At 64.4% G+C, this 18193-nt stretch carries 18 protein-coding genes; 4 read left to right on the forward strand and 14 right to left on the reverse strand.

The annotated features are described in order from the left end of the window. Nucleotide 1: 1 nt before the first annotated feature. From narJ to PXK07_RS09640, 4 genes are all read right to left on the reverse strand, one after another. Nucleotides 2-706 carry a nitrate reductase molybdenum cofactor assembly chaperone gene (narJ, locus tag PXK07_RS09625; protein WP_274848017.1) on the reverse strand — a complete coding sequence of 235 codons (705 nt, stop codon included), beginning with the start codon at nt 704-706 and terminating at the stop codon, nt 2-4. Next, the gene (narH, locus tag PXK07_RS09630) at nt 706-2232 is read right to left on the reverse strand and encodes a nitrate reductase subunit beta (protein ID WP_274848018.1); all 1527 of its coding nucleotides are present in this window, start codon (nt 2230-2232) and stop codon (nt 706-708) included. Before narH ends, narJ begins: the two co-directional genes overlap by 1 nt. Beyond that, nucleotides 2229-5987 carry a nitrate reductase subunit alpha gene (locus tag PXK07_RS09635; RefSeq protein ID WP_274848019.1) on the reverse strand — a complete coding sequence of 1253 codons (3759 nt, stop codon included), beginning with the start codon at nt 5985-5987 and terminating at the stop codon, nt 2229-2231. Before PXK07_RS09635 ends, narH begins: the two co-directional genes overlap by 4 nt. Nucleotides 5988-6051: 64 nt before the next feature. Further along, a complete protein-coding gene (locus PXK07_RS09640) occupies nt 6052-8775 on the reverse strand; it encodes a nitrate/nitrite transporter (RefSeq protein WP_274848020.1) in 2724 nt (907 codons plus the stop codon). Nucleotides 8776-9031: 256 nt separating this feature from the next. On the opposite strand from PXK07_RS09640, the gene PXK07_RS09645 reads away from it, so the two are divergent. Together PXK07_RS09645 and PXK07_RS09650 are read left to right on the forward strand one after the other, a co-directional pair. After that, nucleotides 9032-9730 (forward strand): cyclic nucleotide-binding domain-containing protein, encoded by a 699-nt coding sequence (locus PXK07_RS09645; RefSeq protein WP_274848021.1) that lies wholly within the window; start codon nt 9032-9034, stop codon nt 9728-9730. 11 nt (nt 9731-9741) lie between these two features. Beyond that, complete coding sequence (locus PXK07_RS09650; protein WP_274848022.1) at nt 9742-10053, forward strand: carboxymuconolactone decarboxylase family protein; 312 nt, start codon at nt 9742-9744, stop codon at nt 10051-10053. Nucleotides 10054-10056: 3 nt separating this feature from the next. Here PXK07_RS09650 and PXK07_RS09655 read toward each other — a convergent pair whose 3' ends face one another. The 8 genes from PXK07_RS09655 to PXK07_RS09690 are packed head-to-tail and all read right to left on the reverse strand — an operon-like array spanning nt 10057 to nt 16102. Next, nucleotides 10057-10722, reverse strand: coding sequence for an NnrU family protein (locus tag PXK07_RS09655; protein ID WP_274848023.1), 666 nt, complete (start codon nt 10720-10722; stop codon nt 10057-10059). Between the two features lie 11 nt (nt 10723-10733). Beyond that, nucleotides 10734-11939: an NnrS family protein gene (locus PXK07_RS09660; protein ID WP_274848024.1), complete on the reverse strand. Its 1206-nt coding sequence runs from the start codon at nt 11937-11939 to the stop codon at nt 10734-10736. A 20-nt stretch (nt 11940-11959) separates the two neighbouring features. Continuing rightward, nucleotides 11960-12871, reverse strand: coding sequence for a ubiquinone anaerobic biosynthesis protein UbiV (gene ubiV / locus PXK07_RS09665; RefSeq protein WP_274848025.1), 912 nt, complete (start codon nt 12869-12871; stop codon nt 11960-11962). A 5-nt stretch (nt 12872-12876) separates the two neighbouring features. Then, a complete protein-coding gene (gene ubiU, locus PXK07_RS09670) occupies nt 12877-13875 on the reverse strand; it encodes a ubiquinone anaerobic biosynthesis protein UbiU (protein ID WP_274848026.1) in 999 nt (332 codons plus the stop codon). Then, complete coding sequence (gene ubiT / locus PXK07_RS09675) at nt 13872-14399, reverse strand: ubiquinone anaerobic biosynthesis accessory factor UbiT (protein ID WP_274848027.1); 528 nt, start codon at nt 14397-14399, stop codon at nt 13872-13874. Before ubiT ends, ubiU begins: the two co-directional genes overlap by 4 nt. Continuing rightward, a complete protein-coding gene (locus PXK07_RS09680; protein WP_274848028.1) occupies nt 14396-15082 on the reverse strand; it encodes a 5-formyltetrahydrofolate cyclo-ligase in 687 nt (228 codons plus the stop codon). The genes ubiT and PXK07_RS09680 overlap by 4 nt, the downstream gene beginning before the upstream one ends. Further along, on the reverse strand, nt 15079-15612 hold the full coding sequence (locus PXK07_RS09685) for a DUF2478 domain-containing protein (RefSeq protein WP_274848029.1): 534 nt from the start codon (nt 15610-15612) through the stop codon (nt 15079-15081). The genes PXK07_RS09680 and PXK07_RS09685 overlap by 4 nt, the downstream gene beginning before the upstream one ends. A gap of 7 nt (nt 15613-15619) precedes the next feature. Continuing rightward, nucleotides 15620-16102, reverse strand: coding sequence for a hemerythrin domain-containing protein (locus tag PXK07_RS09690; RefSeq protein ID WP_274848030.1), 483 nt, complete (start codon nt 16100-16102; stop codon nt 15620-15622). A gap of 118 nt (nt 16103-16220) precedes the next feature. Here PXK07_RS09690 and PXK07_RS09695 point away from each other — a divergent pair, with 118 nt between their 5' ends. After that, entirely contained in the window at nt 16221-16634 is a 414-nt protein-coding gene (locus PXK07_RS09695) for an RrF2 family transcriptional regulator (protein WP_274848031.1), read from the forward strand. Here the strand turns inward: PXK07_RS09695 and PXK07_RS09700 are convergent. Then, entirely contained in the window at nt 16613-16972 is a 360-nt protein-coding gene (locus tag PXK07_RS09700) for a hypothetical protein (RefSeq protein WP_274848032.1), read from the reverse strand. The genes PXK07_RS09695 and PXK07_RS09700 overlap by 22 nt on opposite strands. A gap of 10 nt (nt 16973-16982) precedes the next feature. Then, a complete protein-coding gene (locus PXK07_RS09705; protein ID WP_274848033.1) occupies nt 16983-17597 on the reverse strand; it encodes a TetR/AcrR family transcriptional regulator in 615 nt (204 codons plus the stop codon). A gap of 96 nt (nt 17598-17693) precedes the next feature. Here PXK07_RS09705 and PXK07_RS09710 point away from each other — a divergent pair, with 96 nt between their 5' ends. Next, nucleotides 17694-18191 (forward strand): cytochrome b, encoded by a 498-nt coding sequence (locus PXK07_RS09710; RefSeq protein WP_274848034.1) that lies wholly within the window; start codon nt 17694-17696, stop codon nt 18189-18191. Nucleotides 18192-18193: the final 2 nt, after the last annotated feature.

Below are 18193 nucleotides of genomic sequence, written 5' to 3' on the forward strand. Positions count from 1 at the left end.
GTCATGCGCTCCTGTTCAATTGTTGCGGGGTCGGTTTGTCCATCGCCGCGAGCATGTCGCGGACCTGCGGACAACCGGCGTTCGGATCGGGGCCGAAGGTGACTTCCGTTTCCTCCCAGACAGCGTCGAGCGCCTCCAGGTCGGTCGGATCATCGTCGGGCTGGGCCAGCATCTCGGCCACCGCTTCGGCGTCGGCCTGCGTGTCGGCGAGCTGGGAAAGAGCGGCGAACGCAGCGGCATATCCGCTGTCGCGCCGGACGAGCCGGGCAGCGAGAGCATCGAGGATATGCGCCGCGTCCGCCAAGGTTTCCTGCACTTCGGCGAAGGGACGCGTCGACAGGAATTCCAGCAGTACCGGCAGGTGGTCCGGCAGTTCCGAGGTGGCGGGTTCAAACCCGCCCTCCCGGTAGGTCTCGATCAGGCTGACCATGGCGCCGCCCCGGTCCCGGCTTTCGCCGTGGACGTGCTCGAAAAGATTGAGCGACAGCGTTCGCGAGCGGTCGAAGAGCATCACATAACTCTCCTGCAGATCGTAGAGGTCAGCGTCTGCGAAGCCATCGGTCAACGAGCGCAGTGCAGCCCGTGTCTCGGCGGTGATGCGGGAATCGTCGGCAAGGACGGCGCCGATGTCGGGCATCGCCTCCTGAAGTTCCCGCGAGGGATAGCTCAGGATCAGCGACAGGGCTTTCAGGGAACGGTCCAGCATCAGAAGGTCTCCTGCGGAAGGGCGAACTTTTTCTTCTTGCCGCCGAAGAGCGTCGTCTTGCCCGCCTCGCCGGTGGAACAGCCGTTGCCGTCGGTGAAGCCGCAGCCGCCGCGGATGTCGGCGCCATGCTCGTTCTGTTCGCGGTGCGCCGTGGGGATCGCGAAACGGTCCTCGTAGTCGGCGATGGCCATGATCTTGTACATGTCCTCGATCACCGGGCCCGACATGCCGACCCGGGCGGCGATCGCCTCGTCCCGCACGCCCTCCACGCTGAGCGCCCGCATGTAGAGCCGCATCGCGGACATGCGTTCGAGGGCGTGCACGATGGGTTCCTCGTCCCCCGCCGTCAGCATGTTGGCGAGGTATTTGACGGGGATGCGCAGCGACCGAACGTCGGGCATCTGGTCGCTCATCGCGATCTGTCCCGCCTGAGCGGCGTTCTGGATCGGGCTGAGCGGCGGGATGTACCACACCATCGGCAGCGTCCGGTATTCGGGGTGCAGCGGGAAGGCGACCTTCCAGTCCATCGCCATCTTCCAGACCGGGCTGACCTTGGCCGCCTCGATCCAGTCCTCGGGCACACCGTCGCGGCGGGCGGCGGCAATCACCTCGGGGTCGTTCGGATCGAGGAACACGTCGAGCTGCGCACCGTAGAGATCGGTCTCGCGCTCGGCGCTGGCCGCAGCTTCGATCTTGTCTGCGTCATAAAGGATCACACCCAGATAGCGGATGCGTCCGACGCAGGTTTCCGAGCAGACCGTGGGCTGGCCGGATTCAATGCGCGGATAGCAGAATGTGCATTTCTCGGATTTGCCGGTATCCCAGTTGTAATAGACCTTCTTGTAGGGGCAGCCCGAGATGCACATCCGCCAGCCGCGACACTTCTCCTGGTCGATCAGGACGATGCCGTCCTCCTCGCGCTTGTAGATGGCACCCGAGGGACAGGACGCCGAGCAGGTCGGGTTGAGGCAGTGCTCGCAGAGCCGAGGCAGATACATCATGAAGGTGTTTTCATACTCTCCATAGATATCCTTCTGGACCTGATCGAAGTTGTAGTCCTGAGACCGCTTCGAGAATTCGCCACCGAGGATTTCCTCCCAGTTCGGGCCCTTCTCGATCTTCTCCATCCGCTCACCCGTGATCTTCGAGCGGGGCCTCGCGGTGGGGAACGCGGTCATGTCGGGCGCCGATTTCAGGTGGTCGTAGTCGAAATCGAACGGCTCGTAGTAGTCGTCGATCTCGGGCATGGCCGGGTTGGCGAAGATGTTCGCCAGGATCCGCCATTTCGACCCCTGCTTGGGATGCAGCTTGCCCGAGGCCGAGCGCACCCAGCCGCCGTTCCAGCGCTTCTGGTTCTCCCAGTCCGTCGGATAGCCGGTGCCGGGCTTGGTCTCGACGTTGTTGAACCACGCGTATTCGACACCTTCGCGCGTCGTCCACACATTCTTGCAGGTGACCGAGCAGGTGTGACACCCGATGCATTTGTCGAGGTTCAGGACCTTGCCGATTTGCGCACGAACTCTCATTCCGCTGCCTCCACGTTCTGGGTTGCGGACCGGCTTGCGGGTTTGTCGAGCCAGTCGATCTTCTTCATTTTCCGCACGATCACGAACTCGTCGCGGTTGCTGCCCACGGTGCCGTAGTAGTTGAAGCCGTAGGACAGCTGCGCGTAGCCGCCGATCATGTGCGTGGGTTTCAGTGTGGCGCGGGTCACCGAGTTGTGGATGCCGCCGCGATTGCCCGTCTTTTCCGAGCCGGGCGTGTTCACGATCTTTTCCTGCGCGTGATACATGAACAGCGTCCCCTGCTTGATGCGCTGGGACACCACCACCCGCGCGGTCAGCGCGCCGTTGGTGTTGTAGGCCTCGACCCAGTCGTTATCGACAAGGCCCGCCTTGGCCGCGTCCACCTCGGACATCCAGACCACCGGTCCGCCCCTGTTCAGCGTCAGCATCAAGAGGTTATCGGTATAGGTGCTGTGGATGCCCCATTTCTGGTGCGGCGTTATGAAGTTCAGCACCACGTGCGGGCTGCCCTCGGCCGCGTCGTTGTTGACGGCTGCGGTGATGGCCTTGAGGTCCACCGGCGGGCGGTAGCTGACGAACCCTTCGCCGAAGGCCCGCATCCATTCATGATCCTGGTAAAGCTGTTGGCGCCCCGTGAGGGTCCGCCACGGGATCAGTTCGTGGACGTTGGTGTAGCCGGCGTTGTAGCAGACCTCCTCGCTCTCGATGCCCGACCAGGTGGGGCTGGAGATGATCTTGCGCGGCTGGGCGGCGATATCGCGGAAGCGGATCTTGGTGTGGTGCGCGCCCTCCGCAAGGTGGGCATGGTGCTGCCCCGTAGGCTTCTCCAGTTCTTCCCAGGCCTTCACGGCCACCTCGCCGTTGGTTTCGGGCGCAAGCATCAAGATCATCTCGGCCGCGTCGATGGCGGTTTCGAGTTTCGGCTGGCCCTTGGACACGCCATCGTCCAGCACGACACCATTCAGGTCGCGCAGGTGCTTGACCTCGGTCTTGGTGTCCCAGTTGATCCCCTTGCCACCGTTGCCGAGCTTCTCCAGCAGCGGCCCGACCGAGGTGAACTTTTTGTAGAGGTTCGGATAATCCCGCTCGACCGCGATGTAGTTGGGCGCCGTCTTGCCGGGGATCAGGTCACATTCGCCCTTCTTCCAGTCCTTCACATGAGCCTGCGCCAGTTCGGCGGCCGTGTCATGCAGAAGCGGCAGCTGGACGATGTCGGTTTCCACACCCAGCACCTCGGGCGCGACTTCACTGAATTTCTTCGCGATGGCCTTGAAGATCTCCCAGTCCGATTTCGATTCGTAGGCCGGGTCCACCGCCGCTTGAAGCGGGTGGATGAACGGGTGCATGTCCGAGGTGTTCAGGTCGTCCTTTTCGTACCAGGACGCCGTCGGCAGAACGATGTCGGAATAGACCGCCGTCGTGGACATGCGGAAGTCGATGCAGACCAGCAGGTCGAGCTTGCCCTTCGGCGCTTCGTCGTGCCAGCGGGCTTCCTTCGGCATCACGCCGCCTTCCTCGCCAAGGTCCTTGCCCATGACACCGTGGTCGGTGCCCAAGAGGTGCTTGAGGAAGTATTCGTGCCCCTTGCCAGACGATCCCAGAAGGTTCGAGCGCCAGACGAACAGGTTGCGCGGCCAGTTTTCCGGGGCGTCCGGATCCTGACAGGACATTTCCAGATCGCCGGATTTCAGCTGTTCGGCGACGTAGTCCTTGATCTCCTTCCCGGCCTTCTTTGCGGCTTTGGAGACTTCCAGCGGGTTGGTTTTCAACTGCGGTGCCGAGGGCAGCCAGCCCATCCGTTCCGCGCGAATGTTGTAGTCGATCAGGGAGATGTCCCAGTCACCTTCGGGTGCGGTCGGCGACAGGATTTCACCAGCGCGCAGCGTCTCATAGCGCCACTGGTCGGTGTGCGCGTACCAGCACGAGGTCGAGTTCATGTGCCGCGGCGGTCGGTTCCAGTCGAGCGCGAAGGCCAGCGGCTGCCAGCCGGTCTGCGGGCGCAGCTTTTCCTGACCCACGTAATGCGACCAGCCGCCGCCTTCCTGCCCGATGCAGCCGCACATCACCAGCATGTTGATGATGCCGCGATAGTTCATGTCCATGTGGTACCAGTGGTTCAGACCGGCCCCGAGGATGACCATGCTCTTGCCATGGGTCTTTTCGGCGTTGCCCGCGAATTCCCGCGCAACCGCGATGATCTTTTCGCGCTCCACGCCGGTGATCTTTTCGGCCCATGCGGGGGTGTAAGGGCTGTCGTCGTCGAAGTCCTTCGACACCCAGTCGCCGCCCAGGCCCCGGTCGAGGCCGTAGTTGGCGCAGAAGAGGTCGAACACGGTGGCAACCAGCGCTTCGGATCCGTCGGCCAGTTTCACGCGTCGCGCCGGAATGTTCCGGGTCAGCAACTCGGGGTGGTCGCACTTGACGAAATCGCCCGTGGCAGCACCGCCGAAATACGGGAAATCGACGCCCACGACCTCATCATGATCCTCGTCGAGGATCTGGCTGAGGCGCAGCTTTGCCTCTGCCCCTTTCGCCCGCTCTTCGAGGTTCCACTTGCCCTCTTCACCCCAGCGGAAGCCGATGGACCCGTTGGGTGCCACGATCTGGCCAGACGTCTCGTCATAGGCGACGGTCTTCCAGTCGGGGTTGTTCTTCTCACCCAGCTTGCCGTCGAAATCGTCGGCCCGCAGCATCCGGCCCGGCACGAGGTGGCCGTCCTTTTCATCCAGCCGCACCAGCATCGGCATGTCGGTATACTTGCGGGCGTAGTCCTCGAAATACTCGGCCTGCCGGTCGAGGTGGAATTCGCGCAGGATCACATGGCCCATGGCCATCGCCAGCGCCGCGTCGGTGCCCGCTTGCGGGTTCAGCCAGATGTCGCCGAACTTGGCGGCTTCCGAATAGTCGGGGCTGACCACGGCCGACTTCGTGCCACGATAGCGCACCTCGGTGTAGAAATGGGCGTCGGGTGTGCGGGTCTGCGGCACGTTCGAGCCCCAAAGCATCAAGAAGCCCGCGTTGTACCAGTCAGCCGATTCCGGCACGTCGGTCTGTTCGCCCCAGGTCTGGGGAGAAGCGGGCGGCAGGTCGCAGTACCAGTCGTAGAACGACATGCAGGTGCCGCCCAGAAGCGACAGGTAGCGCGAACCCGCGGCGTAGCTGACCATCGACATGGCCGGGATCGGCGAGAAACCGAAGACGCGGTCGGGCCCGTAGGTCTTCGCGGTATAGGCGTTGGCAGCGGCGATGATCTCGGTCGCTTCGTCCCAGCTTGCCCGCACGAAGCCGCCCTTGCCGCGGGTCTTGTTGATCGCGTTGCGCAGGGCGGGATCGCCCTGGATCGCGGCCCAGGCGGCCACCGGCGTCATGGTCTCGCGCATCTTCCGCCACGCCCGCATAAGAGCGCCACGGATCAGCGGGTTCTTCACGCGGTTGGCGGAATAGAGATACCAGCTGTAGGACGCTCCCCGCGCGCATCCGCGCGGTTCGTGGTTGGGCAGGCCCGCGCGGGTGCGCGGATAGTCGGTCTGCTGGGTCTCCCAGGTGACGATGCCGGACTTGACATAGATCTTCCACGAACACGACCCGGTGCAGTTCACCCCATGCGTCGAGCGGACGATCTTGTCGTGTCGCCAGCGGTTCCGGTAGGTGTCCTCCCAGTCGCGGTTCTCGCGGGTGGTCTGACCCCAACCGTCGGAGAATTGCTCCAGTTCCTTGCTCTGGAAGAAGTTCAGTTTGTCGAGCAGATGGCTCATTGGGCTGTCCTTTCGGGTGTCTGGGTCCGGGCGGCGAGCGCCGCCGCCCGGGAAATCAACTGGATCATTCAGCGGGCTGGGCTGCGGTGCCCTGCGGCGTGCGGCCATGTTCGATGTCGTGGAGAAGGCCGCCGGGGCGCGTGTAGACCACCCAGGTGATGACGACGCAGATCACGTAGAAGATCAGGAAACCCCACAGCGCCCCAACGGCAGATCCGGTCATCGCGATGGATGTCCCGTAGGCCTTGGGGATGAAGAAGGCGCCGTAGGCCGCGATCGCCGAAGTGAAGGCCACGATCGCGCCGGACTCCATCGCGATCTGCCGCTTGCGCTCTTCAGTACCCAAGTGCGGCATCAGGCGCGGAATTTCGCGGCCCATGATGACCGGGATCATCTGGAAGGTGGAGGCATTGCCCACACCGGTCAGGAAGAACAGGGCCATGAAGCAGGCGAAGAAGCCGACGAAGGAGCCGAGTCCGAGGAAGGAGATCACGCCGAAGGTGGCCACGATCATCAGCGCGAAGGTCCAGAAGGTCACTCGCCCACCGCCGAACTTGTCCGAGATCCACCCGGTTCCGGCGCGGCTCAGCGCACCGACCAGCGGTCCAAGGAACACGTAGTTCAGGGCGTTCACATCCGGGAAGGCCAGCCGCGTCAGCAGCGGGAAACCGGCCGAATACCCGATGAAGCTGCCGAAGGTGCCAGTGTAGAGAATGCACATCAGCCAGTTCTGCTTGCGTCCGAAGATCACCGCCTGGTCGGCAAAGCTGGCGCGCGCATCGGCGATGTCGTTCATGCCCAGCCAGGCGGCGATGGTCGCTGCGAGGATGAAGGGCACCCAGACGAAGCCGGCGTTCTGCATCCAAAGCTGCCCACCGTCCGACAGGGTCACGGGCTCGCCGCCGATGGCCCCGAAGACACCCGCCGTGATGACGATGGGCACGAGGAACTGCATCACCGACACGCCCAGATTGCCCAGCCCGGCATTCAGCGCCAGTGCGTTGCCCTTTTCGGCCTTCGGGAAGAAGTAGCCGATATTGGCCATCGACGAGGCGAAGTTGCCGCCGCCGAAGCCGCAAAGCAGCGCCAGCACGAGGAAGATCAGGTAAGGCGTCTCGGGGTTCTGCACCGCGTATCCGATGCCCATCGCGGGCAGCAGAAGCGAGGCTGTCGACAGCGTCGTCCAGAGCCGCCCGCCGAAGATCGGCACCATGAAGCTGTAGAAGATGCGCAGCGTCGCGCCCGACAGGCCTGGCAAGGCCGCCAGCCAGAACAACTGGCCGGGGGTGAAGTCGAACCCGATGGCGGGCAAGCGCGCGACGACCACCGACCACACCATCCAGACCGAGAAGGCCAGCAGAAGCGCGGGGATCGAGATCCACAGGTTGCGGCGTGCAACGGCACGGCCCTTTTCGGCCCAGAATTGTTGGTCCTCCGGCCGCCAATCCTCCAGCACGCGCGGCATGGCGGTGCGTTCGGGATGGTGAATATCCTGCATCTCGGGCAGCTGCGGCAGCTGGTCGAGCACTTCACCATGAGCAGCGCGCTCCATCGCGCGGATCGACAGGTGCATCCAGGTCAGAGCGATGGCGACCAGTCCGAAGAGCAGCGCAAAGCATGACGTATAGATGCCCGTGAGATCGAGGAGTGCGCCGAAGGCGATCGGCAGGACGAACCCGCCAAGGCCCCCGATCATGCCGACAAGCCCGCCGACAGCGCCCACGTGTTTCGGGTAGTAGACAGGGATGTGCTTGAAGACGGCCGCCTTGCCGAGGCTCATGAAAAAGCCAAGAGCGAAGAGCGTGACGATGAAGGGCCACAGACCCATCTGAGTTGAGAAGGCGATGGCGCCGTCCTTACCCTGGATGACGTAGTCCGTGGGCGGATAGCTCAGCATGAACAGGAACAGCAGCGAAAAGCCGAAGGTCCAGTACATGACCCTGCGCGCGCCAAACTTGTCCGACAGCACGCCGCCATAGGCGCGGAACAGCGAGGCCGAGAGGCTGAAGGAAGCCGCCGCCATGCCCGCGAAGCGCACGTCGATGCCGTAGACGTCGATCAGGTAGTGCGGCATCCAGAGCGCAAGTGCCACGAAGGCACCGAAGACGAAGAAGTAGTAGAGGGAGAAGCGCCAGACCTGGAGGTTCTTCAGCGGCGCGAACTGCTTCGCCAGCGACGGTGCCTTGGTGCCGGTCTTGCGGCGTTCGACCAGTTCGGGGTCGTCCTTGGCCAGAAGGAAGAACAAAACGCCGATGATGGCGAGCCCCGCCGCCCAGACATAGGCCACACCGTGCCAGCCATAGGCGACCATGACGAAGGGCGCGACGAACTTGGTGACCGCTGCGCCGACGTTGCCCGCGCCGAAGATACCCAGCGCCGTGCCCTGGTGTCCCGCGTCATACCAGCGGCTGACATAGGCCACGCCGATGATGAACGACCCGCCCGCGAGGCCGATGCCAAGAGCAGCAATCAGATACATGATATAGCTGTCGGCCAGCGTCAGCGCCCATGTGGCCAGCGCCGTCAGGATCATCTGGCTCGAAAACACCAGCCGCCCGCCGTACTTCTCGGTCCAGACGCCGAGAAACAGGCGGGTGACCGATCCGGTCAGGATCGGGGTGGCGACCAGCAGGCCGAACTGGGTGTCGTTCAGGCCAAGCTCGGCCTTGATGGCGACACCGATGATGGAAAAGATCGTCCAGACCGCGAAACAGGCGGTAAAGGCGATCGTGCTCAGGCTCAGGGCGCGCGTTTGATCGGCGCGTGAGGCTGTTGCAACGGTCTGCATGGCGGGTCTCCGGCAAAATAAGTCATTCACCCCTGCGAGGGGATCAGTGCCAGACCTGACGCTGCAGCGACGCTCGTGACTTGATCTAGATCACAAAACCGGGAAAAAGATAACGAAATAAATGGCTTACAGAAATATGTCATCCGGTGCGCGGGCGCAGATCAAGGCTACGGTCGCGAGGGTCAACCGAAGGGTTGACATATATCAATTGATTTGATGACATTTGTTAAGGGAAAAAAGTTGAAGGGGGAGCGACATGCCCGATTCCGAATACCGGGATATTCGAAAACTCGATCTCTTTGCGCAGATGGCAGATGATAATTTCACATCCTTGATGCGGGGCGCCTATGTGCAGAATTTCCCTGCACAGATCGAATTGATCACTGAAGGAGAACCGAGCGATTTTCTTCATATCGTCGTTTCGGGCTCGGTCGATCTGTTTTCGACTTGGAATGGCCGAGACACCAGCATGGCGACTGTCCGCCCGATCTCGACCTTCATTCTTGCCGCGACCATCAAGGATGCGCCCTACCTGATGTCGGCCCGCACGCTCGAGAAAAGCCGGATCGCGCTGATCCCCAGTCAGGACGTGCGCGCGATCTTTGATGCCGACGGCAACTTTGCCCGTGCGATCGTCACGGAACTGGCGCAGTGCTATCGCTCGGTCATCAAGGCGCAGAAGGATCTGAAACTCAGAACCTCGCTCGAGCGGCTCGCGAACTACCTGCTCAGGCAACAAAGGCACGCCGGCGGCGGGGCCGCGTTCGAACTGGATTTCGAGAAGCGGCGCCTGGCCTCCGTGCTGGGGATGACCCCTGAAAATCTCAGCCGCGCCTTCAAGGGCCTGCAGCCCTACGGCGTTACCGTGACCGGCACCCGCATCGCCATCGACAACCAGGCGGACCTTGAGCGCTTTGCGAAACCAAATCCACTGATTGATGACTTTTCAACCTGAGGGACTGACAGATGACCAAATCCATGCCCGGCGCCGCCGGAGATCTCGCTGAGGAACACCCCGATGTCTGGAAGGCCTATGCTGCTTTGGGCAAGGCAACAGCCGAATGCGGCCCCCTGACGGATCGCGAGAAGCGCCTCGTCAAGCTCGCCCTCGCGATTGGCGCGGGCTCCGAAGGCGCGGTCCATTCCCACACCCGGCGCGCCAGATCGGAGGGGATTGAGGCTGAGGCGATCATGCAGGTGGCGATGCTGGCCATCGGCCCGCTTGGCCTGCCTCGTGCCGTCGCCGCGAAGACCTGGATCGAAGACATCAAGGATTGACGTTCAGGGAAGCGGGCTGACTCCAAAAAGAAATGGATGCGCCCAGAGCAGCGCCCCGTAAAGCGCAATGCCTGCCGCAAGCCGCAGGAGAGTGCCCCCCGACGGGGACGCCGAGACGAGCGGCGCGTCCGCCACGCGATCACGCATCCGTTGCCACTCTGGCCCCATCTCACGGCGTTTGCGCCGGTCGATCAGTCGGCCTCCCAGCAGCGCGAAGGCGGCGAAGGTGCCGAACAGGATAACGTGGGCCAGATCTCCATTGGGCACGGCATGGGCCGCCGCCCAAAGCGCCAACGCAAGAAGCAGCGGATGACGGGACAAGCGGACGATGCCCGGCCGCGCCGGGTCGAACTGGTCGTTGCGGGCACCCCCGAACGAGAACGGGTTGGGCCGGCCGATTGAGAGCGCAAGGATCAGACAGACCGGCCCCATGACTGTCAGTGGAACATGGACCTGCCATGGCGCCCAGTCCCAAAGGGTCACATGCGGTGCGCGACCCGCCGCCCCGATCAACCAGGAAAGCACCGCCAGCGACAAGGCGGAATAGGCCAGTGTGAAGCCGGAAGCGCCTAGTCGGGCCTGAAGCCGAGGCCGCAACGGCGGGCGCACGGGCAAGGAATGCGACAGGAAGAACACGACATAGGCCAAGGCGAACTCGAACCATCCCATCGGTGCGCGCCTCAGATCCGCTTGGCGGCGGGCAGACGTAGCAAAAGCCCGCCGTAAATGACCGCAAAGCTGCCGAAGGCGACGATCCACGACAGCCCGGACACCGTGTGCAACGGGCTGGAAAATTCGGGCCATACACCGCCCGCGACCCGCGCGAATACGGACAGTATCAGGGCCAGATAGATCACGACGGTCCCTGCTCCCGCCTTCAGGTCCTGCCCGGTATGACCAAGCGTGGCGCGTGTCATCACGGCCAGTGTCATCAAGCCGATTGCCCCCGCCATCCAGAAATGCTGCGCGCTCGCCATTCCGAAGGATCCGGGAGCCAAGATTTCTGCGGCCAATGCGAGAGCCCCGAGCGGCACGAAGGTATAGCCTGCGTGCAACACAGTCACCAGCGGCTCGGCGAAGGTGTGGTGCCCGGCCCAACGGGCCAATCGCAGGGCGTGCAACACGCCTGCCAGCGCAAGCGCGAACCCGGTCAGCGTCCCCAGAGGCAGCGCAACCCAGAGCAAAAGGGCCACCAGAAGAGCCGCGAGCGCCCCCTTGTCGAAGGACTGCATCGGCGCCACGGGCAGGACGGCGCTGCGCCGTTTCACAAGCCAGTTGCGGGTGAAGGAGGGCACGATCCGCCCGCCGATCACTGAAATCATCAAGATGCCTGCGCCGAGGCCCAGCCGCAGGCCATAGCCCTGTGCGGCGTACTCGCCTCGCGCAGCCTCCCAATGAAACTGCGCGTTGCCTAGGGCAAAGACGACCAGCATCCCCAGCACGATCAGATTGCGCCAGTTCCGACCCGCCACGATCTCGCGCCCGATGACCGTGGCCAGCATGACCGGGAAGGCCAGGTCGACCGCCGCCACCAGCAGCGCCGGCAACCCCTCCGAGAAGATCACCGCAACGCGCCCCGCAAACCACAGCGCCGCAAGTCCGCCCAGCGGCCAGCCGACGATCGGCAGGCGCCCCGTCCAGTTTGGCACCGCAGTCAGTAGAAAGCCTGCGACGACAGCGCCGAGATACCCGTAGAGGAACTCGTGCGCGTGCCATGACACGGGGTCGAAGGCTGTGGGCAACATCAGGTGCCCTAACAGCATCGGCACCCAAAGCACCATCGCCAGCGCAGCCCAGATCGCCGCGCCGAAGAAGAACGGGCGGAACCCGTAGGTCAGGATCGCGGGTCCGGTCCAGGCGCGCATTTGTTCGGCGGTCGAGGTCATTTCTGGCGTCCTTTGCGCGCTCAGGTCGGCGCGGCGGCGGCAATGCGGCGGTAGCCTGCCGTGCCATGATAGAAACCGTTACTCAGGCCCGCATCCCCGCTCAACATCGCAAGGCGAGAATCGGCTTCGCCAGTCGGCATGCGCCCATCGAGCACATCGCGGAACACCTGCGTCACCGCGACCATGTCCACCGTCTGTGGCGTCAGCCGCAGGTGCGTCACGCCATCGGCAACCAGACGGGCAGCCTCGGGGAGCAGGTCGATATAGCTTTCCGAAAGGGTCTGGATGCCGTTCACCCGCAGGATCGGCCTGTCGTCGCGGGTGCGGAGCGGCATGCCGTCGGGGTCTTCTTCACAGACGAACTGGCAATTGTCCTTGGTGCGGCCGTGCGCGCGGGCGTGATAGCATCGCGCCGACACCGCCAGAGAGGCGCGGCCGTAGACCTGCACCTCGACGCCGAGCCCCAGCGCGCCCGCGTTCCGCGCCGCGGCGGCGATGGCCGGGGCCGGCATCTCGGCCGGTAGGCAGACATGGGTCGCGCCCTTCCCGGCCATCCAGGCGATGGTCGCCTCGTTATAGGCGTTCATGAAGGGGCCGATCCGGTGTGGGCGTTTGCCGCGCGCAAAGAGGCCAGCGGCATTGTTGATCTCGATCTCGGGCGCCTCCATCGCGGCCAGATCCTCGGTTGCCTTGCGTTCGCGCTTCAGCATGACCTCGGCCAGCGTCGACAGGATCACGGTCTTGCCTGCGCGTTCCAGTCGCTCGATCGTGGCGGGCAGGTCTGCCTCGTGGAAGGGCGCGCGCTTGGAGCAGATCACCTCGCCCAGATAAACCTCATCCACGGGCGCCTCGTCGGCGATGCGCGCATAGAAGTCACGCCTGGCGTCTGCGGGCCAGTGATAGGCGATGGGGCCGAGCGTCAGTTTCGTCATGGTCTTCACCGCCATTTCTTTGTCTCGAAGGCGCCCTGGGTCTGTTTCTGCCCCTCGGTCAGGGCGATCAGGTCGGCGATGTTTGCGTCGCGTCCCGCCTTGATGTCGTCTACCGCTGCGCGGAACGCGCGCACAACGCCGCGGACATAGCTCTTCGACCGCTGACGCCCTTCGATCTTGAAGGCATGTACGCCCGCCTCGATCAATTCTGGCAGGAGCCGCGACAGATTCAGGCTGACGGGTTCCTCGAAGGCGTAGTAGCCCTCGGGGCGATGGGGCGCGGTGTAGCGGCCCTTGCAGATGGTGGGATAGCCGGCCTTTTCCTCGGGCCCGAAACGGTCGATGGTGAAACCCGCCAGCTGCGAGGACATCGACCCGTCGGCGTCGCGCACATATTCCACATCTGAGGCAGGCGAGCACACGCCGTCCATGTTCGTGGATTGACCCGTCAAGTAGTTGGTCAGGCTGCAGCGCCCCTCGACCATCAGCCCGTGATTGCCGAAGATAAAGGTCTCGATCTCGCAGGGAATTTCGCGGCGGATCTCGCGGATCTCGGGAATTGTCAGGATGCGCGGCAGGACCACGCGCTTTATGCCGAAATTCTCGCAATAGTAGCGGATCGCCTCGGGCGATGAGGCCGCGGCCTGCACCGACAGGTGCAGCCTGATGCCCGGATACGTCCGGGCGATGTAGTCGGCAACGCCCATGTCGGCGACGATGAACGCATCCACGCCCAGCCGCGCGCCGGTGTCCGCCGCCTGCCGCCAGAGATCCACCTTGCCCGCGGGCGGATAGGTGTTCAGCGCCAGGAGCACCTTGGTGCCGCGCGTATGGGCATAGGTCACCGCCTCGGCCAGTTCATCGGGGGTGAAGTTCAGCCCCGGAAAGTTCCGCGCATTGGTCGCATCCTGGAAGCCGCAATAAACGGCATCGGCGCCCGCGTCGACGGCGGTGCGCAGTGCGGCGGGAGTGCCCGCGGGGCAGATCAGTTCGGCAAGGCTCATGCGTATTCCTGCGGTTTGGTGGCATCCGGATAGGCCCGCCGCAAACGTGCGAGAACCGCCCGTCCGGCTGGCCCGAACATCGCCGACGTCTCTTCGGCCAGCGAGCCGTCCATGTCGTCGAGCGCGTTCCGAAGTCGCACGACGGCCTCGGTGTCCCCGCTCACCTCCAGATCGCGCGAGAAGAAGGCCGCGTCGCCATCCTGCTCGGCGTCGATCAGTTCCAGAAGCAGCAGGAACCGCCCGCGGATCGTGGCCCCGGCCTGTGGCGTCGCATCGCGCGGCACGGCGCGGAAGACCAGCGCCTGCGGGTCGGGGCGCAGATGCAGCGCAAAGGGCAGCTCCACGGGATCGATCAGGAAATCGGTCGCCTGGTGCGGACCGAGCCGCGCGAAGAGCGACGGGTGCCGCGCCGCGACCCGACGGACAACGCGCGTCAGGACCGGTTGCAGCACAAGGCAGGCAAGCCGCGCGATCGCGCCTTCGCCGGGCCGCAACCGGGCAGTTGGTTCGCTCGTTGTGATCATGATGGGTCCTTTCGCTCCCCCGATACGCCCGTCTCGGTCACGATCCTGTCGAGGGGAATGTCATGGGGCTGCGGGTAGATTGTGGTCAGTCGGGCTGCCGCCAGCGCGATGCCGATGGTGACGGGCCGCGGCGAGAGCGCGGCCAGTGTCCGGTCGTAATAGCCGCCACCCCAGCCGAGCCGATAACAACCCGCGTCCCAGCCGAGGCAGGGCGCGAGCGCGATGTCGGGCACCAAAACCTCCGCCTCGGGCGGCGGAACGGGGATGTGCCAATGACCGCGCAGCATGCGCATGCCCGGCGTCCATCGTCGAAACACGACCGGCGCTGCGGGGGTCTCCACCACCGGCAGCGCGATACAGACGCCCGCCGCGTGAAGATCGGACAGGATCGGGCGCAGATCCGGTTCTCCTCGGATCGGCCAGTAGCCGGCAAGCACAGTCGCCCGGAGGGTCCCGCGCGCGGCAAGGACTGTTTCGAGATGACCGCAGATGGAATTACTCGCCTGCGCCCGTCCTGTCTGGCCCAGCCCCTCCCTAAGGCCGGCCAGTCTTATCCGCTCGGCCCGGCGCCAGCGCGCGACATCGCGCGCCTGCTGCGCATCCGTGCCCAGCGGATCGAAATAGGTCGGGTCGACCTCGGCCGCCATGCAGGGCGGTGAGGCATAGCTGCCCTGTCCCTTCATGGCACCGCGCCCTCCTCGGCCACGGCTACGACAGCGGCGTTGCACCAGTCCATGACGGCAGCCTCGGTCGGTGCGAGAATCGTCGCCATGCCATCGGCATAGCGGTCGAACGCGGCCCTGTGGGTTTCGGAGAGGCCTGTCAGGACAGGAACGCCGCGGGCCAGCGCCTCGGCGATCAGCGCGCGGAAGCCGCGCCCCTCTGCCTCGCTCAGGCCGAACTTGTTGAGGATCACGAGGTCCGCCCAGCCGGTCCGAAGCCGCGACATCGCCAGCCCGACGGCCTCCTCGAAGGCGCCCGCATCCATCCGGCAGGCGGTGGCGCCGGGTCCGAGATCCTGCGTGATGCGCCAGCGCGGCCCGTTGGGGAGAAGCCAGAGATCGCAGTAGCAAGATCCCGATCCGGCATCGGGCGAGGCCGCGCGCAACGCACCCACCAGCCGGACGCCGTCCCGCGTTAGCCGGTCAGCCACCGCGTGCAGAAGACGATCCGTCCCGCCGCGTCCCTCGACTGTCACTCCCGCAAGCCGCATCTTCGCCTCAAGCTTGCTCGAATCGCGGGAACAGCACGTCATTCTCCAACGCGATATGGGCAGCAAGGTCGTCGAACAGCGCCGACAGGCCGCCATAGAGCGAGCGCCAGGAGCCGCAGGCGTGCTCAGGCGGCGTCAAGTCGCAGGTGAGCCGCCGGATCAGCGCGATGTTCTCGGCGTGGTCGTCATGGTCGGCCCGCATCACCGCGATCGGGTGCTCGATGCCCGGCCCGCCGCCCGCGCGCATGGCCGGAAACAGAATCATCTCCTCCTTCATCATGTGATCCTCCATCTCGCCGGCGAGCGTCCGGACGGCGGCGGCGAGCCCCGTGGGCGCGTCGGGATCGTCCGCGTGCACCCGCTCGACCCGGTCGGCCAATGGCATGAGCGAGGCGAGATCCTCCCGGTGCATCTCGTGATAGCGTGTCAGGATATGGTCGATCAGCGCGCCGGTGTCCTGCGGGACATCCGCTTCGGGGAGGTCTTTCATCGCGGGTCCTTTCCCTCGTGCGTCGCGCGGTCCTTGCGCGGGCCGCAGCGAATTGGTACTTAGGGTGCGCATACCACCCTTGAATGCGCACTTCAACTACCAAATCAGGAGCGTGATCTTGCGCCTCACCTCTTTCACCGATTACGGCCTGCGCGTTCTGATGCGGATGGCGGGCGCACCCGACCGGGCCTTCACCACGTCGGAACTCGCCGATGAATTCCGCGTCTCCCGCAACCATCTGGCCAAGGTGATCTCAGCGCTTGCCGCGGCAGGTCTTCTGGAGACCCGGCGTGGCGGCGGGGGTGGCGCCATGCTGGCACGCGCGCCCGAGGACATCCGCCTGGGCAATGTGGTGGCGGCTCTCGAAGCCGATCAGGCTCTGGTGGAGTGCTTCGCCGCCGGCACCAACAGCTGCACCTTGACGCCGCAATGCCGGTTGAAAGCGCGGCTGGCTCATGCAGAGGCGGCCTTTGTCGCCGATCTAAACCGCAGCACCCTGGCCGATTGCGTTTACCGACCGGAAAACGCCTGACGCGCCGCCCACGCAATCCAGCCCCAGACCGCGCTGCGCAGGGCCATGGCGTACACGGTACGCATCTCGAAAACTCCACCCTGCGCCACATGCAAACCGAACGCTGCGAAAATCAGCAGCGTTGCGGCGAAGATCACGAACGATAGTGGCCAGGCCCATCGCCGCCCCTGCCACAGGCCGAGACCCGCGACGACATAGGCGAGCCCGGCCAGCGTGTTGAACCACAGCACGAAGGGTACGACTGCCCCCATGTCAGCTGATCCGAGCAATGTTCGGCCACCAGAGAAAATGGTCAGCACGCCAAAGGCAATCGCAACACCGCCCGCTATGCGGAGCATCAGACTGGTTCTAGGCATCGCAAGCGCCCTCCTTAGCGCGTAGAAGTTCCGTCTGCACGTCAAACAGCCGCAACCCCTCAGGCACGAGCGCAAAGCCCCGGGCGCCGAGCGTCCAGCGGATGGCGACACCTTGCACCAGCGAGGTCAGCAGGATGGCGACATCCTCTGGGCTGACGTCGCGCTTCAGATCGCCCGCAGCCTGAAGATCACGGATCACGGCAACAAGGCGGCCCTGAAAAGCGCCCAGAAGCCCCCGGAACACGTCTCGCAGGGCTGGATTGTCCACCTGCAACTCGCGCGAGAACAGGATTGACGGCAGGGCAGGCGTTTCAGCAATGGCTGTCAGTTGCGCACCGATCAGCGCTTTCAGGCGCGCGTGCGGCCCGGTGGCCCCCGCCTCGGCCACAGCCCAGTAACTCTGCAACCGGTCAGCGATATCCTCGGCCACCGCCAGCCAGAGCGCGCCCTTGGTGGGGAAATGCCTGAAGATCGCAGGCTGACTGAGGCCGATGGCACGCGCAACATCTGTGGTGCTCAGCCGGTCGGGTCCGATCTCATCGGCCAGTCGCAGAACCTCGGCCACGATTTGCGCCTTTCTCTCTTCAGCACTTTGACGGCCTGACATGCGTCACCTCTTGTTAGTTATAACTCACTAACATATACTGTTGCCAACCGCAAGTTCCATCCCGAGTCGCGCGCTCAGACCGAAAGGATCCTCGCCATGCCCGCTACAAACGCCCCCACCGGCTATTCCCGCCTGCAGATCGCGCTGCATTGGCTCGTCTTCGCGTTGATCGCGCAGCAATATCTCTTCAAGGACGCGATGTCGGCTGCCTGGGACCGCATCACGGATGGGCTGGAGGCAGGATTCGACCCGCTGGTCCTTGCCCACGTTGCGGGCGGCGCGCTGGTGATGATCTTCGCGCTGTGGCGGTTGACCCTGCGCGCGCGGCGCGGGGTGCCCCCAGCGATCGAGGCCAGCAAAGTCCAGGGCATTCTCGCCAAGCTTACCCATGTGGGCCTTTACGCGCTGATGATCCTGATGCCGCTCAGCGGGTCCGTCGCGTGGTTCGGCGGGGTCGAAGCCGCAGCGCAGGGGCACAATGTGTTGAAGATTGTCCTGCTGGCTTTAGTCGCCCTGCATGTGGTCGGCGCGCTCTACCATCAGTTCGTGTTGCGTGACGGAACGCTGGCGCGGATGCGCCGTGCGCAGGACTGAGC

This window comes from Phaeobacter sp. QD34_24 (genome assembly GCF_028890115.1).
Classification (GTDB): Bacteria; Pseudomonadota; Alphaproteobacteria; order Rhodobacterales; family Rhodobacteraceae; genus Phycobacter.

Coding starts and splice junctions, on each gene's coding strand:
- PXK07_RS09705 (WP_274848033.1), bottom strand. CDS start 17,597: ATGTCAGGCCGTCAAAGTGCTGAAGAGAGAAAGGCGCAAATCGTGGCC.
- PXK07_RS09650 (WP_274848022.1), top strand. CDS start 9,742: ATGACCAAATCCATGCCCGGCGCCGCCGGAGATCTCGCTGAGGAACAC.
- narJ (WP_274848017.1), bottom strand. CDS start 706: ATGCTGGACCGTTCCCTGAAAGCCCTGTCGCTGATCCTGAGCTATCCC.
- PXK07_RS09700 (WP_274848032.1), bottom strand. CDS start 16,972: ATGCTCCGCATAGCGGGCGGTGTTGCGATTGCCTTTGGCGTGCTGACC.
- PXK07_RS09640 (WP_274848020.1), bottom strand. CDS start 8,775: ATGCAGACCGTTGCAACAGCCTCACGCGCCGATCAAACGCGCGCCCTG.
- PXK07_RS09635 (WP_274848019.1), bottom strand. CDS start 5,987: ATGAGCCATCTGCTCGACAAACTGAACTTCTTCCAGAGCAAGGAACTG.
- PXK07_RS09680 (WP_274848028.1), bottom strand. CDS start 15,082: ATGAAGGGACAGGGCAGCTATGCCTCACCGCCCTGCATGGCGGCCGAG.
- ubiT (WP_274848027.1), bottom strand. CDS start 14,399: ATGATCACAACGAGCGAACCAACTGCCCGGTTGCGGCCCGGCGAAGGC.
- PXK07_RS09710 (WP_274848034.1), top strand. CDS start 17,694: ATGCCCGCTACAAACGCCCCCACCGGCTATTCCCGCCTGCAGATCGCG.
- PXK07_RS09660 (WP_274848024.1), bottom strand. CDS start 11,939: ATGACCTCGACCGCCGAACAAATGCGCGCCTGGACCGGACCCGCGATC.
- PXK07_RS09685 (WP_274848029.1), bottom strand. CDS start 15,612: ATGCGGCTTGCGGGAGTGACAGTCGAGGGACGCGGCGGGACGGATCGT.
- PXK07_RS09690 (WP_274848030.1), bottom strand. CDS start 16,102: ATGAAAGACCTCCCCGAAGCGGATGTCCCGCAGGACACCGGCGCGCTG.
- ubiU (WP_274848026.1), bottom strand. CDS start 13,875: ATGAGCCTTGCCGAACTGATCTGCCCCGCGGGCACTCCCGCCGCACTG.
- PXK07_RS09655 (WP_274848023.1), bottom strand. CDS start 10,722: ATGGGATGGTTCGAGTTCGCCTTGGCCTATGTCGTGTTCTTCCTGTCG.
- ubiV (WP_274848025.1), bottom strand. CDS start 12,871: ATGACGAAACTGACGCTCGGCCCCATCGCCTATCACTGGCCCGCAGAC.
- narH (WP_274848018.1), bottom strand. CDS start 2,232: ATGAGAGTTCGTGCGCAAATCGGCAAGGTCCTGAACCTCGACAAATGC.
- PXK07_RS09645 (WP_274848021.1), top strand. CDS start 9,032: ATGCCCGATTCCGAATACCGGGATATTCGAAAACTCGATCTCTTTGCG.